General features: G+C 66.7%; 12 protein-coding genes. 5 read left to right on the top strand and 7 right to left on the bottom strand.

Annotated features, from left to right (window positions below):
- The first annotated feature begins 1 nt into the window (after position 1).
- From VGQ44_18885 to VGQ44_18875, 3 genes are read left to right on the top strand one after another with little or no spacing between them, the layout of a single operon-like run.
- Complete coding sequence (locus VGQ44_18885; protein HEV8448908.1) at positions 2-1087, top strand: CapA family protein; 1086 nt, start codon at positions 2-4, stop codon at positions 1085-1087.
- A complete protein-coding gene (gene asnB, locus VGQ44_18880) occupies positions 1087-3039 on the top strand; it encodes an asparagine synthase (glutamine-hydrolyzing) (protein HEV8448907.1) in 1953 nt (650 codons plus the stop codon). The genes VGQ44_18885 and asnB overlap by 1 nt, the downstream gene beginning before the upstream one ends.
- Positions 3009-4316 (top strand): glycosyltransferase family 4 protein, encoded by a 1308-nt coding sequence (locus VGQ44_18875; GenBank protein HEV8448906.1) that lies wholly within the window; start codon positions 3009-3011, stop codon positions 4314-4316. Before asnB ends, VGQ44_18875 begins: the two co-directional genes overlap by 31 nt.
- Here VGQ44_18875 and VGQ44_18870 read toward each other — a convergent pair.
- From VGQ44_18870 to VGQ44_18845, 6 genes are read right to left on the bottom strand one after another with little or no spacing between them, the layout of a single operon-like run.
- Positions 4270-5187 (bottom strand): polysaccharide deacetylase family protein, encoded by a 918-nt coding sequence (locus VGQ44_18870; GenBank protein ID HEV8448905.1) that lies wholly within the window; start codon positions 5185-5187, stop codon positions 4270-4272. The genes VGQ44_18875 and VGQ44_18870 overlap by 47 nt on opposite strands.
- On the bottom strand, positions 5184-6584 hold the full coding sequence (locus VGQ44_18865) for a glycosyltransferase (protein HEV8448904.1): 1401 nt from the start codon (positions 6582-6584) through the stop codon (positions 5184-5186). The genes VGQ44_18870 and VGQ44_18865 overlap by 4 nt, the downstream gene beginning before the upstream one ends.
- A 14-nt stretch (positions 6585-6598) precedes the next feature.
- Positions 6599-7702 (bottom strand): UDP-N-acetylglucosamine 2-epimerase (non-hydrolyzing), encoded by a 1104-nt coding sequence (wecB, locus tag VGQ44_18860; protein HEV8448903.1) that lies wholly within the window; start codon positions 7700-7702, stop codon positions 6599-6601.
- A complete protein-coding gene (locus tag VGQ44_18855) occupies positions 7699-8868 on the bottom strand; it encodes a glycosyltransferase (GenBank protein HEV8448902.1) in 1170 nt (389 codons plus the stop codon). The genes wecB and VGQ44_18855 overlap by 4 nt, the downstream gene beginning before the upstream one ends.
- Complete coding sequence (locus VGQ44_18850; protein HEV8448901.1) at positions 8865-10073, bottom strand: ATP-grasp domain-containing protein; 1209 nt, start codon at positions 10071-10073, stop codon at positions 8865-8867. Before VGQ44_18850 ends, VGQ44_18855 begins: the two co-directional genes overlap by 4 nt.
- Before the next feature lie 30 nt (positions 10074-10103).
- A complete protein-coding gene (locus tag VGQ44_18845) occupies positions 10104-11372 on the bottom strand; it encodes an O-antigen ligase family protein (GenBank protein HEV8448900.1) in 1269 nt (422 codons plus the stop codon).
- 387 nt (positions 11373-11759) lie between these two features.
- Between VGQ44_18845 and VGQ44_18840 the strand changes: the two genes are divergently transcribed.
- Together VGQ44_18840 and VGQ44_18835 are read left to right on the top strand one after the other, a co-directional pair.
- Positions 11760-12950, top strand: coding sequence for a glycosyltransferase (locus tag VGQ44_18840; GenBank protein ID HEV8448899.1), 1191 nt, complete (start codon positions 11760-11762; stop codon positions 12948-12950).
- Complete coding sequence (locus VGQ44_18835; GenBank protein HEV8448898.1) at positions 12947-13597, top strand: hypothetical protein; 651 nt, start codon at positions 12947-12949, stop codon at positions 13595-13597. Before VGQ44_18840 ends, VGQ44_18835 begins: the two co-directional genes overlap by 4 nt.
- Before the next feature lie 74 nt (positions 13598-13671).
- Here the strand turns inward: VGQ44_18835 and VGQ44_18830 are convergent, their stop codons facing one another.
- Complete coding sequence (locus tag VGQ44_18830; GenBank protein HEV8448897.1) at positions 13672-14466, bottom strand: sugar transferase; 795 nt, start codon at positions 14464-14466, stop codon at positions 13672-13674.
- Between the last annotated feature and the right edge of the window lie 256 nt (positions 14467-14722).

Below are 14722 nucleotides of genomic sequence, written 5' to 3'. Positions count from 1 at the left end.
GATGACGGTCCGCTCCTGCCGCGTCGTCGCCGTCGGCGACCTTCAGCTGGGCGACTCCCCCACCTCGGTGGGTTTCGGCTTTGGCAGTCGCTACGCCAAGGCGGATCTCGCGCCGGCATTCGAGAATCTTCGTCCGGCGCTCGGCGAAGGCGACATCGTGTTCGGCAACCTCGAAGTGCCGCTCGCGTCGCGCAGCGCCGCGACGTCGACCTGGGCGTCACGTCAGATGCGCGGCGCTCCTCGCTTCGCGCCGGCGCTGCGTTCCGCCGGCTTCACCGTGCTCAACGTCGCGAACAACCACGCGGTGCAGCACGGACCCGACGCGTTCAAGGAATCGGTGGCTTCGCTTCGAGCGGCGGGGATCACTCCGTGCGGAGTGCGCGGCGTCGCTCCGTGGGCCGCGGCGCCGGTCACGGTCGTCGCCGCAGGCGTCACCGTGGGGATCCTGTCGTACTGTCTCCGTCCGCGGCAGTACGGCGACGGCGAGCCGCCGTACGCCGAGGGAACGCCCGACGCCATCCGCGCCGACGTCGCGCGCCTCCGGCCGGATGTCGAATCGCTGATCGTCTCGCTCCATTGGGGCGAGGAGTTCGTCACGACGCCCTCCGCCGACGAGACGGCCTTTGCCAGATCTCTCATCGACGGCGGGGTCGCGCTCGTGCTCGGCCATCACCCGCACGTCGCGCGGCCGATCGAGCGATACCGGCGCGGGCTGATCGCCTACAGCCTTGGCAACTGCGTCGGCGACATGGTGTGGTACGAGCCGTTTCGCCGCGGGCTGCTGTTGCGCGCCGAGATTGCCGGCGGGACGGTCACCGCCGCGGCCGCGCGCGCGACGCGCCTCGGGACAAGCTACCACCCGGTCCTCGAGGCCGGCGACGTTCCGTTCGTCGACGCCGGCCAGTTTCGCGCGCTCGCCGCCGACGAGTACCGTCGCGAGATCGCGCGTACTTGGCGCGCGCAGCGTCGGGCCGTGTACCCGTACGCCCTGGCGCGGTTGTGGCGGGTGCCTCCGATTGCACTCGGGGAGCTCGTTGGACGAACCGTGCGCAACAAGTTGAAGGCCGCCTTCGGCCCGACGTCCTGATGTGCGGCTTGGCTGGCGTGCTTCTGGCGCGCGGGGCGGTTTCGGCGCGCGAGCTGGAGGAGACGACGGCGCGAATGCTCGCGCCGATCGTGCACCGCGGGCCCGACGACGGCGGCACGTGGTGTGACGCGAACGCCGGAATCGGGCTCGGTCTTCGCCGGCTCGCGGTCATCGATCTGAGCGACGCCGGTCACCAGCCCATGCGGTCGGCGAGCGGCCGCTACACGATCGTGTTCAATGGTGAGATCTACAATTATCGCGATCTAAGGAGAGAACTCGAAGCGCGCGGCGCGCGATGGCGCGGTCATTCGGACAGCGAGGTCATTCTCGCCGCGTTCGAGGCCTGGGGGGTGGATGCGGCCGTCCGCCGGCTCGGCGGCATGTTCGCCATTGCCGCGTGGGACGCGGAGCTGCGGCGCCTGTCGCTGGTTCGCGACCACCTCGGCGTGAAGCCGATGTACGTCTACGCGAAGCCGGGCGCCGTCGCGTTCGCGTCGGAGCTCAAGGCCCTGCGCGCGCTTCCGGAATTCGACGCCTCGATCGACCGCGAGGCCGTCACCGCGTATCTGCGGTATCTCTACGTACCGGCACCGCGCTCGATTTTTCGCCACGTCGTCAAGCTCTTGCCCGGCCATCTCGTCCACGTCGCGGACCCGGCGATGCCGCTTCCGTCGCCGGAAGCGTATTGGTCGGCTGAAGACGCGGCGCGGGTTGGATTGGCGAACGCGTTCGTCGGCTCCGAGAGCGAGGCGGTCGATCAGCTCGACGCGCTGCTCGCGGGCGCGGTCGCGGGCCAGTTGGAATCGGACGTGCCCCTCGGGGCGTTGCTCTCCGGCGGCGTCGATTCGTCCCTCGTCGTGGCGTTGATGCGAAAGGCCTCGGCGCGTCCGCCACGCACCTTCTCGATCGGATTCGATCGTCCCGAGTACGATGAGGCGCCCTTCGCCGCCGGTGTCGCGAAGCATCTCGGGACGGAGCACACGCAGCTCATCGTTACCGATCGTGACGCGCTCGACGTCGTGCCGCGCCTTCCCGCGATGTTCGACGAGCCGTTCGCCGACTCGTCTCAGATCCCGACGTTCCTCGTCTGCGAGCTCGCGCGCCGGGCGGTCACCGTCGCGCTCTCCGGCGACGGCGGTGACGAGGTGTTCGGCGGCTATCATCGCTATGTGCGGGGCCAGCGTCTGGTCGGGCTGATCGGTCGGGTGCCGCGCGCCGCGCGCCGCCTGCTCGCCGGCGCCGTGCGATCGCTGCCGCCGTCGGCGTTGGACTCGATCGCGAGCGGCGTCGGCACGATGGTGCCGCCGCTGCGCGTTCGGCGTGCCGGCGACAAGATCGACGGCGTCGGCGCTCTGCTCGACGCCGGCGATGCCACCGCGCGCTACCGGTCGATGGTTTCGGCATGGCAGCATCCCGAGTCGATCACGCCGGATCAGCTGGAATCGAACGGCGAGTTCGAGCGGCTGCTCGGTGCCGACGTCGGCGCGTTCGTCGAGCGCATGATGCTCGCCGATCAAGCGGTGTATCTGCCCGACGATCTTCTCACGAAGACGGACCGCGCGAGCATGGCCGTGAGTCTCGAGGTGCGCGTGCCGCTGCTCGACCCGCGAGTCGTCGAGTTTGCGTGGCGGCTGCCGCTGGACATGAAGATCCGCGACGGCCGCGGGAAATGGATCCTGCGGCGGTTGCTCGACCGCTACGTCTCCGCGCCGCTCGTCGATCGGCCGAAGATGGGCTTCGAGGTGCCCATCGCGGCGTGGCTGCGGGGAAGTCTGCGAGGGTGGGGCGAGGAGCTACTCGCCGACTCGCGATTGCGCGAGAACGGCTTCGATCCCAAACCCGTGAGGCGGGCGTGGAGCGATCTCCGTCGCGGGCGAGACGGCCGAGCCCACGCGCTGTGGGCGGTGATCATGTATCAGGCATGGGTGGATCATTGGGCGGCGGCGACGTGAACGCCTTCGCTTCGGCGCCGACCGGCCAGGGCAGAACGGTTCTCTACGTCTACGACGGCGACTGGCCCTGGCGTGCCACGCGCGTCGCGAAGCAGACCCGAAGCTTGGCGGCCGCGGGGCATCGCGTGGTTCTGATCTCGCGAAACGACCGATGTCAGCCTCGCGTCGAACAGACGGAATGGATGACGGTCCGGCGCCTTCCGTGCACCGCCGCGCGGCCGATCAATCGCGTCATCAATTTTCCGTTTCCGGCCAATCCAGTCTGGTACTTCTCGATTCTGCGGGCGGCCGTGGATTGCGGCGCGGATTGCATCGTCGTGCGGGATCTGCCTCTCGCGCTCACGGCGCTCGCCGTCGGCCGGCGACTCGGCCTCCCCGTCGTCTATGACATGGCGGAGGTGTATCCGGAATTCCTGCGCGATCGCGTCGAATTCGGCCGTGCGTCGTTCCTCGATCGCATCGTGAAGAATCCGAGCGGCGCGGAGCGCGTCGAGCGAGCCGTGCTGCGACGCGCCGACGCGGTGGTCGTCGTCTCCGACGAATCGCGGGACCGCTGCGTCCGGCTCGGCGTGCCGGCGAATCGAATCGTCCACGTCGGAAACACGCCCGAAGACCTCGAGGCGATCGGCGCCGTGCCTCGAGATCCCTCGCGCGACGCCCCGGCCTTCGACGAGTTCAGTCTCTTGTTCGTCGGCATTCTCATGTGGGACCGCGGCGTCGCCGACGTCGTGCGAGCGCTGCCGCTGATCCGCGAAGCATTCCCTAAGACGCGACTCGTCGTCGCCGGCGACGGCGACGAGCGCGGAGAAATCGAACGACTCGTCGCCGAGTCCGGCCTCGAGGCGAGCGTCGACCTGCTGGGGTGGAGGGAGCACGCTTCGCTCCCCGAGCTTTATGCAGCCGCGGACGTCGGGCTTCTGCCCTTTCGCGCCGGACGGCACGTGAAAATCACACTCGCCAACAAGCTGTTCGATTACATGGCCGCCGGCGTCCCGATCGTCGCATCGGATTTGCCGCCGATGCGGCGCGTTCTCGACGAAACGCACGCGGGCGTCTTCTTCGCGCCCGGCGACTCGGCATCACTCGCCTCCGCCGTGATCTCGCTTCTCCGCGATCGTGCGACGCGTCGGCGGCTCGCCGACAACGGGCGGCGAGCCGCCGCCGAGAAGTACAACTGGCGCGAAGATGAAAAGCGCTTCCTCGAGATCTTCGCGTCGACTCGCGCGCCGGTCAGCGGCCGGCCGCTATCCCCGCGAGGCGCAGCGACAGTCCGTTGACCGACATTCCGAACGGAACGTTGAGGCGAGGAATCTCGTACGGCGCACGCGCACCTTCGGCCGCGACCCATCCGCCCTCGACGCGAACGGCGGCGGCGTAGCCGACTTCCGCCGCGATGTCGCGGACCGGCTCCGACCAGAACCCATACGGGTAGCTGAGCCAGGGAATCGTCGCGTCTGGAAACCACGCTCTGAGCCATTCGAACGACGACGAAAGTTCCTCGCGCACGTCGGCGTCGGTGAGAGCACGAAGATTTGGATGCGACCACGTGTGCGAACCGAGCGTCACGCGCGATTCGGCGACGGCCCGCTCGATCTCCTCGAGTCGGGCGATGCGTGGGCGCCGCTGCAGCTCGGCCGGAAAATTCCCGGAGGATTTGGCCCAGCTCACCACGCCGTCGCCTTTTCCCGCGAGCTCCACGAGCGCGTGGTTGCGCACCGCCTCGGGAAGCCCGGCCCCGCCGGGTCGCGAGAGCGCGTCCCACCAGGTCACCCGGCCCAGAAGCCCGGGAGCGACGAAAACGGTCGACGGCATGTCTCGGCGGGCGAGCTCCCGGAGCCCGGCGTCGAGCGCGCCGGCGTAGGCGTCGTCGAACGTGATGACCACGCGCGGCCGGCCGCGCACGCCCGGCGCGTCGAAGATCGACGCCAGCGGTACCACGTCGTGCGTTCGACGAATCGCGTCGAGCTGCTGGGCGAACTCGCGTTGCGGCAAATGGAGCGTCGCATCGCCTTCGGCGACTTCGCCGGTCGGAACGATGTTGTGATACGCGAGCACCAACACGCGCGAGCGGTGCGCGCGCCGTGTGAGGCGGGGCACTCCGCTCGCGAGGATCGCCGATTCCGCGACGCGCTTGAGCCGCCGATTCATCCCTCGACGATCCGCGAAAGGTGATCGGCCAGCAGCTCCGCTTGCCGCCTGCGGTCGAATCGCCCGTCCCGCCCGACGGCGTGCGGACGGCGCCCGTCGACGAACTCGAGATAACGGCGTTCGATCACAGCGGCCATGCCGTCGACGTCATCCGGCGCGACGACGTCCGCGTCGGTTCCTTGAAACATCTTGGCCGTCGCGCTGTGCGCTTCCGCGAGGACGAGCAACCAAGAATCGAAGCGAACGTACTCGAACAGCTTCGCCGGAACGCACTGGTGCGTAGCCTGGGGCAGGTTGAGGAGCATCGTCGCGCCGGCGGCGAATCTGAGCGCGTCGTCGCGCGGTCGAGCGCCGCCCAGCGTGAGATAGTCGCCGAACCCTTCGTGCTCGGCCATCGCGCGGACGCTTTGTCCGGCGAACTCCTCGACTTCACCGATGAATTCCGCGCCGAATTGCGACGGCGTCAGCCGATGGCGCCGCGCGACCGATGCCGCGGCGCGGAAGAACGGCCCGGGGTTGCGGTCCATGTAGATCGAACCCGCGAATCGCACCACGAAGCGTCCGTCGGCCTCGACCGCGGGGATCGGCTCGTCGTCGGAGCCGTTGCTGACCGTCACGATTCGATCGGCCGCGGCCGGATACAATCGCCGCATCTCGTCGCGCGCCAAGTCGGTGTTCATCACGACCAGTTTGGCCGACCGGACCGCGCGCTTCTCGTAATGCCGCGCGATGGCGAACCAGAGTCGGCTCGTCGAATCGCCGTGCTCGAGCTCGAACGCGCTCCATGGATCGCGCAGGTCCATGACGTGCGGCGCGCCGAGCCGCAGCGCGACGGTCCTCGCCGCGTCGTGCACCATGTGCGGCGGTCCGGAGCTGACGACGGCGTCGTAGCGGTTCGCGCGACCCAACCCGGCGCCCGTCGCTATCGCCGCGCGTCCCCAGGCGCGATCGCGTTCGACGCGAACGATCGACGCATGCGCGTGCACGAGCCAGCGCTTTTTTTGTCGCGGCGCCGAACCGTTGGCGCTCGCCCGTCCCGTCGTCGGCGCCGCCGCCCCTGCGCGCGACGTGCGGGACCGAAACGAACGCACAACGCGCAACATGCCCGCCTCCATTCTCGCCAACCAAGGCTCGATCTCGACGGCCGAGTAGACGCGAACGTGGGCCGGCAGCTGCTCCATCCGCCGCATGTCCGGCGAGCGAAGCTTCGACACGTCGCGCATGATGACGTCGATCGCCCACCCATTCGCGCTGAAGAACTTCGACATCTGTTCCCAGCGCAAACCGCCGACGGCTCCGTCGGGCGGAAAATGGTACGTCAGCAGCAATAGTCGCCGCCGCGGCGCGCTCGCGTCGCCGCGGATCTTCGACTCGAAAACCGGCGTCGGCGCCGCCATCGGCTCCTCGCCCGTCAACGCGCCGCGGCTTTGTCGAGAGACCGGCGTGCCGAGCCGTCGCGCGCGCGAAACGCTTCGATGATTCGTTCCGCCGCCCGCCCATCCCACCCTTCGGGACGGCGCTCCGCCACCGGTGCCGTCGCGCGCATGGCCGCGTCGAAGAGGTCGCGCGGGTCCGGAACCAACGCGTTCGTTCCCTCGGTCACGGTGATCGGGCGCTCGGTGTTCTCGCGCACGGTCAGGCACGGAACGCCAAGCGCCGTCGTCTCCTCCTGCAGCCCCCCCGAGTCGGTGATCACGACGCGAGCCCCCTCCACGAGATTGAGCATCTTTGGATAGGGCAGGGGCTCGAGCACGCGCGTCTTCCCGAGCGACAGCCCCGAGGCGGCCAACCGCTGCGCCGTGCGCGGATGCGCGGCGAATATCACGGGAGCCTGCTCTGCGAGCTGCGACAACGCGTCCGCGATCGACTCGAGGCGCGAGGAATCATCGACGTTGGACGGCCGGTGCAGCGTGACGACGAAGGCCGAGCCGCGTGTCAGCCCGATCGACTCGCGAAAGCCGGTGCGGCGCGCCATGTCGAGCGCGAAGAAGAGCGAATCGATCATCACGTTGCCGACGAACTCGATTTCCTCGTCGGGCTCGCCTTCGGCGCGCAGCGTCTCGACGGCATCGCGCGAAGGAACGAGCAGCAGGTCGGCGAGCCGGTCGGTGACCATGCGGTTGATCTCTTCCGGCATGCGTCGGTCGTAGCTGCGGAGTCCCGCCTCCACGTGCGCGACGCGCACGTTCATCTTCGACGCGACCAGCGCCGCCGCCGCCGTCGAGTTGACGTCGCCGTAGACCACGACCCAATCCGGCGCGTATCGCTCGAGCACCGGCTCGAAGCGTTCCATGATCCGCGCGACCTGTACGGCGTGCGACGACGAGCCCACTTCCAGGTTCACGTCCGGCGGGCGAATCGCCAGGTCGCGGAAGAAGGACCCCGAGAGGGCATCGTCGTAGTGCTGCCCCGTGTGAACGACGCACTGCTCCAATCCCGCGGCCTCGGCAGCACGGTGAACGGGCGCGAGTTTCGGAAAATTCGGCCGCGCTCCCACGACGTGGAGCAGTTTCATGTGCTGGCCCTGGCGAGTTGGGACACGTCTCCGTCCGTCTTGCCGGCTCTCCGCCCCACGAGCCGGACGTACAAATCTTCGTACGCCGTCGCGACGGCGTCGAGGCCAAACGCCGTCGCCACACGCCAGCGCGCGCGCCGCGCGCTTTCGTCGCGCACCGACGATTGGGCGAGCAAGCGCTCCCACGCGTCGGCCATCGCCTTCGGTTGCCCAAACGGTACCAGATTGCTCGACAGCGACGGTCCCAAGACCCCCGCGTTGCCGCCGACGTCTGTGACGATCGGCGGAATGCCCATACTCATGGCTTCGAGCAAGCTGATGGACGTTCCTTCGCTCCGCGACGACATCGAGAAGAGCGAGAACGAAGATAGAAGATCGTGAATGTCGCTTCTCCATCCGAGCAGGTGAACGCGTCCCTCCAACTCGAGTCGTCGAATCTGCCCGGCGATGGCCTCGCGCGTGCTTCCTTCGCCCGCCAGAACGAGCACGGCATCCCGCCCGGTCGGCCGGCGCGCGAAGTCCGAGAACGCCTCCACCATCTGATCGTATGCCTTGATCGGCTCGAGGCGTCCGATGCTCCCGACAATCGGCGTCGAGGCGCCGAGACCGAGCTCCCGGCGGACAGCGCCGGTGTCGGCTATCGGTTTGAACTGCTCGGTGTCGATTCCATTCGGTATGCAGGCGATCTTGGCGTTCGAAATTCGGAGTGCGCGCGGCAGCTCCTCCGCGAGCCGCTGTGAAACGGCGACGACCACGTCGGTCCGCCGAGCCGCCGCACCATCGAACAGACGATCCGACCAGAGGTCGGGATTCCGGCGTCCGTGTTCCGTGTGAACGAGCGCGCCCACGCCGGCGCGTCTGGCCGCGAGCGAGGCCTTGTACCAGATGCCGCTGTGCGTGTGGACTAGATCGGGAGCGATCTCGCGAATCGTCGCGGTCAGGCCGCGGGGGTTCAACATCGAGAACCGCGACATCGGCTTGGCAACATGGAGCTGTGCTACCCGGTCGAGTCCTTCTGCGAAACGCCCGAGGTACTGGAGGCACAACAGGTGAAGCTCGAAGCGGTCGGCGTCGGTTCGCGTGACCAGATCGGCGATGACGCGCTCCATCCCGCCCCAATTGAGGTTCTGAACGATGTGCAGGACGCGCATCCGTCGGCGAGTCATCGTCGTTTGAACCAGTCCACGGTTTCGCGCCAGAAAGGCGCCGGGTCCGACAGCCGCAGTATTTCCAACCGATCTCCACGGCGCCAACGGAACATGTCGATCAGCGTCCTCGGCAGCGACGGAGCGTCCGCCGGTAGGGCAAGCTCCTCTCTCGACTTTCTGACTCGGGCGAGGAGATGACTGGCCTCGCCCCATTCCCAGCGGCTACGAATGCCCGGCCGAAGCGCGCCGGCGTGAACCGCGCCGACGTTGCCTTCTCCGGTCCGCGCGACGCGAGCGAGCAAAGCTGGAAAATCCACTCCCGCGTCGATCGCGAGCTGAAGCGATCCCCAAAAACGTCCGTTTACCTCCATGAGGTAGGGATCGCCGGTCGACGCTTCGACCTTGTACTCGATCATCGCGACGCCCTGCCACATGAAACAATCGAGGAGCGCCCGCGATTTCGCGACGAGCTCCGGATCGGGAAGAATTGCCTCTCGATACACGCTCACGCCACCCGACGGAGGATGCTCGCGGATTCTTCGGTGCCCAAAGACGGCCACCGTCTCTCCGTTCCACACCAGAAGAAAAACGCCGATCCCGGGGCCGACGACGCGTTGCTGGACGAGAAGCGGAAAGGCCCCATCGGGATACGAGGCGATCCGCGCTTCGAGCTCGGCGGCGTCGGCGGCGTGCGACACGCCGACCTTCGCGCGCTTCGCGCCGATCTCCACGACTGAGCGCGATGGCTTGACCACGACTGGAAAGCGAAGAGAGGGAATGTCGACGTCGTGGGCCGTCGATCGAGATTCGACCACCCGCTGTTCCGGGACCGAAATGCCGAGCTTCGACGCGATGCGCAACAGCGCGCCCTTGTCGGAGATGCGGCGCATTTGGTCGAGCGTCGCGAAGGGAATCGTGATGCCGCGAAACTGCTCGCGCGCTTCGAGAATGGGCAGCAACGAATCGTCGGCGATCGGAATCAGCAATCCGACGTTGTTGGCCTCCGTCGCGGACCGAATAGCCGTTACGAATGACGCGGGATCGACGAGGGCTGACGGGACCTGGATTTTCCCGGCGGCGAATCGAGAAGCACCGGCCAGCGAAGTCTTGCGCTGCGCGGCGACGATGACGCGAAACCCGGCCGCGCCCAACGAACGAACGACGGCTAGAGCCGCGCGCTGTTCGCCGTCGGTCACCAGGACGACGTTGGGGTCCGGCGTCACGCTTGAATTGTCCAGAACCGACTCGGAGCGCTAGACGGCGTTGGGTCCCAACGTGGCGCGCCTGCCTCGTGCGACTGGTCGACGCGCGGGCGTTCCGACGGTGAGGCCGAACTGCTGGACGCAGGCCATCTGAATTCCCATCGCGATCGCCGGCAGCACGTACGACTGGTCGCTCCACGCAAACGAGACGAAGGTCGCACAGACGACGAATCCGAGGATCGAGATCGGAACGTACAGCGTCGCCAGGTAGACGAATCGTTGATCGGGTGTTCCGTCGCGGGCCCACGACGCGGGCATCTTGCGGCGCAACCTGATCAGCGGCACGGTGCTCCCGACCACCAGAGCGACCCACACGAGGAGGCCTGGGATTCCCGTCTCCGCGCCAGCCTCCACCCACGAATTGTGCGGCGCGGTCCACTTCACGCCGATGTTCCGAGACATGAGTTCCTTGGCGTAGTCGGAATACATGCCTTCCTGCATCGAGAAATTGTCGATTCCCAATCCGAAAAAGGGATGGTCCATCATGTAGCCGATGCCGCGCTTGGCGATCTGTCGCCTGCCCATGCCGGCGTCCCAGTTGTAGTCGGCCGTCGGATTCGTGACGATGCTCTGCATCGATTCCCAGTAGCCTTCAGGCGCGAAGATCGCCAGCGTGGCCGCGATCCCGCCGACGTACATCACTCGCTTCACCGGGGAGATGCCGGGCAGGAATAGCAAGAGCGCGGCTCCGACCGCGACGATGCCGAAGAATGCGCCGCGCGAGCCCGAGATCACGATCGTCTCTGCGCACAGGACGAGTCCCGCGATGCACAAGATCCGCCAGATCCCCTTCGTGGTCTGCGCCGCGAACAGCGTCAACGGCACCGTCATGACGACGATCGTGCTGACGTCGTTCGCGTCGTAGACCGCGCCGCCGCGTTGTTTCGAGAGGTGCGTGATGAAGACGGAGATGAACGAGAGGAGGACGCCGGCAAGCGCCGTCGCCCAAATCATGCGGCGGACGTCGCTCAAATTGCGCAGGCTGACGATGAGGAGCAGCGCGACGGCGAGCGTCTTCCAGTAGTTCGTGAGGATGTAGTACGCCGCGTGCCCCATCGAGATTCCAAAGAGCGCCGACCCGCAGGCGAGCGCTGCTTGCAAGAGAATCAGCTGCGGCACCCGATAATGAAAGACCTCGAGATTCACCGATTTTTTGAAGTTCAACACGGCGTAGAACGCGCATCCGCAAAAAATCAGGAGGCTCGGCCGAATCAACTGCGCCGCGGGAATCTCACCCGTCGTCTTGCTGATGGTGTCCACCAGCAGGATGAGGATGCCGATGCGGAACGGATCTCGAAGGAGGCTGGTTGCCTTGGCTTGGGTCTGGCGGACTACGCCACGAGCAGTACCGGACGGACCCCGGCCTGCACTGGGCGGAACGCTTCCGCGGATCCGTGGGCTTCTTAGCGGCGTGGCTGGCATTCAGCGTCTTTGGCGTTTCGGCGGCCCCGGGGCACCCGAAGCCCATTGGCGCACAACGTGTTAACCTATCGACGAAGCGTGATTAGACAAGCAACCTTTCGTGCCTGGAACCCCGGTTGGCGAGCGTATGACTTTTGAGAGCGGGTGGCGTCCTTTTGGGGTGAGAAATGCCGTCGCGAAACGTGCCAGCGCGCCAAATCGCCAGCGTGTGAACGAGGCCGAGCCATGACCGCGCTCGCCTACGTCTTCCTGCTCCTTCCCGTCGGCCTCCTGGCTTACAGCTACGCGATCTACCCGGCTCTCCTGTGGATCGGGGCCGGACTGCGTCGCGCGGACGAGAGCATGGGGGCCGGGCTGGCCGGGTCGCCGTACCAGCCGACGGTCACCGTGGTCGTACCAGCGTACAACGAAGAGCGACAAATCGCCGGTGCCATCGACGCGCTTCTCCAGCAGGACTACCCGCGTGAGCGATCCCAGTTGCTGATCGTCTCGGACGCTTCGACTGACGCGACGGACGACATCGTGCGGTCATACGCCGATCGCGGAGTCGAGCTTCTGCGAATGCCGGTCCGCGGCGGAAAGACCGCGATCGAGAACGCAGCCTGTGGTGTGATCCGAGGGGAGATCGTCGTCAACTCCGACGCCTCCATCCGGCTACACCGCAGTGTCATCACCAATCTGGTTGCTCGATTGCAGGACCCGACGGTCGGTGTCGCCTCTGGGCGCGACGTCAGTGTCTCGGCCCGCGACTCGGCCAATAGCGTTGAGGCCGGGTACGTGGACTACGAGATGCGGCTCCGGGATCTGGAGACACGCACCGGCGGCATCGTGGGCGCATCTGGTTGCTGCTATGCGATTCGAACCGAGCTCCACCGCCTTCCAATCGCCTCCGACCTGAGCCGCGATTTCTGCGCGCCGCTGACGGCGAAGCGACACGGATTCAAGGCAGTTTCAGTGAACGAAGCCCTCGCATACGTTCCGCGCACGGCGTCGCTACGACGCGAATACGTTCGAAAGGTTCGGACGATTTCGCGGGGAATGGAAACGCTGTACAGCACGCGACAAATGTTGGACCCGATGCGCTATGGCTCGTTCGCGTGGAAACTGGTGAGCCACAAGGTGTGTCGCTGGCTCGTCCCGTTGATGGGCGTTCCCGCCGCCGCAGCCCTCGTCGTACTCGCGAGGGCCCACGCCTGGGCGGCGTGGCTGGCCCTGTTTTCGCTCGCCGTTGCCGGTGTCGCGATCGTGGGCGCTCTCTGGCCCGAGGGAAAACGAATGCCGCGCCCCATAAGTATCGTGGCATTCGCAGTGGCGGCGAACGTCGCCGTCGTGCACGCGACTGCGCGGTTGTTGCGCGCACGAGAAGACAAGATCTGGGAACCGACTCGTCGCGACGTCGTCGCCCCGATCGCATGACCGAGGCGCCCATTTCGAACCCGGTGTCCGCGTCACCCGTCAGTTCGCGGATCAAGCGCGTGTTGCCGGCGTTCATTGTCGACGCGGCCCGCGACTGTCGGGGTTTGCCCTCATACACGGTTGCGGCCTACGTCCGCCTCCGTCTCGCGCGCGCCTTCCGGCTCCGCTCCGATCGCCCGAAGCTCCGCGGTTCGCCTCGCTCGCTGCTATTCGTTTGCCACGGAAACGTGATGCGGAGCCCTGTCGCCGCCGAGCTATTTCGTGCTCGGATGCCCTCGGGCGCCGCGATTGGAGTCGAATCCGGCGGAACGTGGACGCGGGAAGGCCGCGTCGCCGATCCTCGCGCAGTCGCCGCTGCGGCCCGACTCGGGATCTCCCTTCAGGCCCACAGATCGCGCGTGATCACTCCGGCCATGGTTCAGCGCGCGGATCTGATCTGCGTGATGGACTATCGCAACGAGGCGGAGATCGTGTCCCGCTATTCGACCGCGGCGGCCAAAACGATCCTGCTCGGCGGCGTGGATGAGTCGTCTGAGGGCCCTTCGATTCCTGACCCCTATATGCTCGACTCGGACGCGATTGCGGCGATCTACGCTCGTCTCTCGGCTGCGGTCGATGCCCTCGTGCACGGACTAGCCACGTCCTAGTTGTTCCGATCCCGACCACAAACGAAAAGGCCGACTCGTGATGAGAGTCGGCCTTCGCTTTTCGAACCGGTGTCTTACCAGCCGCCCTTGCGGAACAGGATCACCGGAACCGTCATCGACATGATGCGGAGGTCCTCCATGACGCCCTGGCGACGCACGTACTCGAGGTCGAGCTGGACCTTTTGGCGCACGTCATCGATGCACGCGTCGTACGACTGATTGACCTGCGCCCATCCGGTGATTCCCGGTTTGACTCGGTGACGTTGCTGATATTCCGGAATGTGACGTCGGAGCTCGGCGACGATCGTCGGTCTCTCGGGGCGCGGTCCCACGATGTTCATGTCGCCGCGCAACACGTTCCAAAGCTGCGGCACTTCGTCGAGCCGTGTACCGCGCAGGAACCGACCGAAGAGCGTGACGCGCGGATCGGCCTTGGATGCCCAGACCGCCCGGCCGTCGGCCTCTGCGTTCACCTGCATCGTGCGGAACTTGTACATCGTGAACAGACGGCCGCCATGGTCGTAGAGGCGCCGGTCGCAGTTGCGAGCGAAGCGCCAGCGGCGGTCGACACCCACGCGAGTCTGCGAATAGAGCACCGGTCCGCGCGAGGTGAGCCTGATCGCGATCGCGATCAGCGCGATGAGCGGGGCGAGCACCACGAGCGCGACGGCGGCGATGACGACGTTCAGCGCGCGCGACACCGATTCGTCGCGCTCACGTGGAGCGACTTCGTTGTCAGAACCAAGCGCGAATCCAACGTCGGCGAACGCCGTCGTGGTGATCGGGCGTTCAGCGTCGACGAAGAGCGCCGGACGAACGGCGCTACCTCGGCTTACCGGCTTTGCCTCGGCAGCACCCGCCGACCGCACACGCAACGGACGAGAAAAGCTTGCCTGCAAACCCTGCATGGGGGGAACGACCCTCCACTCGAGACCAAGATGATCCGACCGCTTCGGGCCCTACGTCAAGACCGACAGCGTGGGGGAATCTCATGCACCCTGCGTGCTCGCGCGCGGCTTAGATGCAGATATTCGTAAGCCTTTGATTCAAAACGATTTGTCAAAAACAACCCTGTGACACGCGCCGCATGGAACCGCTGAACGTGTTGCGATCGTCCCACAGATC

This window comes from Gemmatimonadaceae bacterium (genome assembly GCA_036003045.1).
Lineage (GTDB): Bacteria > Gemmatimonadota > Gemmatimonadetes > Gemmatimonadales > Gemmatimonadaceae > JAQBQB01.
This window is presented reverse-complemented; position numbering and strand designations above follow the sequence as displayed.

Coding starts and splice junctions, on each gene's coding strand:
- VGQ44_18885 (HEV8448908.1), top strand. CDS start 2: ATGACGGTCCGCTCCTGCCGCGTCGTCGCCGTCGGCGACCTTCAGCTG.
- asnB (HEV8448907.1), top strand. CDS start 1,087: ATGTGCGGCTTGGCTGGCGTGCTTCTGGCGCGCGGGGCGGTTTCGGCG.
- VGQ44_18875 (HEV8448906.1), top strand. CDS start 3,009: ATGGGTGGATCATTGGGCGGCGGCGACGTGAACGCCTTCGCTTCGGCG.
- VGQ44_18870 (HEV8448905.1), bottom strand. CDS start 5,187: ATGAATCGGCGGCTCAAGCGCGTCGCGGAATCGGCGATCCTCGCGAGC.
- VGQ44_18865 (HEV8448904.1), bottom strand. CDS start 6,584: ATGGCGGCGCCGACGCCGGTTTTCGAGTCGAAGATCCGCGGCGACGCG.
- wecB (HEV8448903.1), bottom strand. CDS start 7,702: ATGAAACTGCTCCACGTCGTGGGAGCGCGGCCGAATTTTCCGAAACTC.
- VGQ44_18855 (HEV8448902.1), bottom strand. CDS start 8,868: ATGACTCGCCGACGGATGCGCGTCCTGCACATCGTTCAGAACCTCAAT.
- VGQ44_18840 (HEV8448899.1), top strand. CDS start 11,760: ATGACCGCGCTCGCCTACGTCTTCCTGCTCCTTCCCGTCGGCCTCCTG.
- VGQ44_18835 (HEV8448898.1), top strand. CDS start 12,947: ATGACCGAGGCGCCCATTTCGAACCCGGTGTCCGCGTCACCCGTCAGT.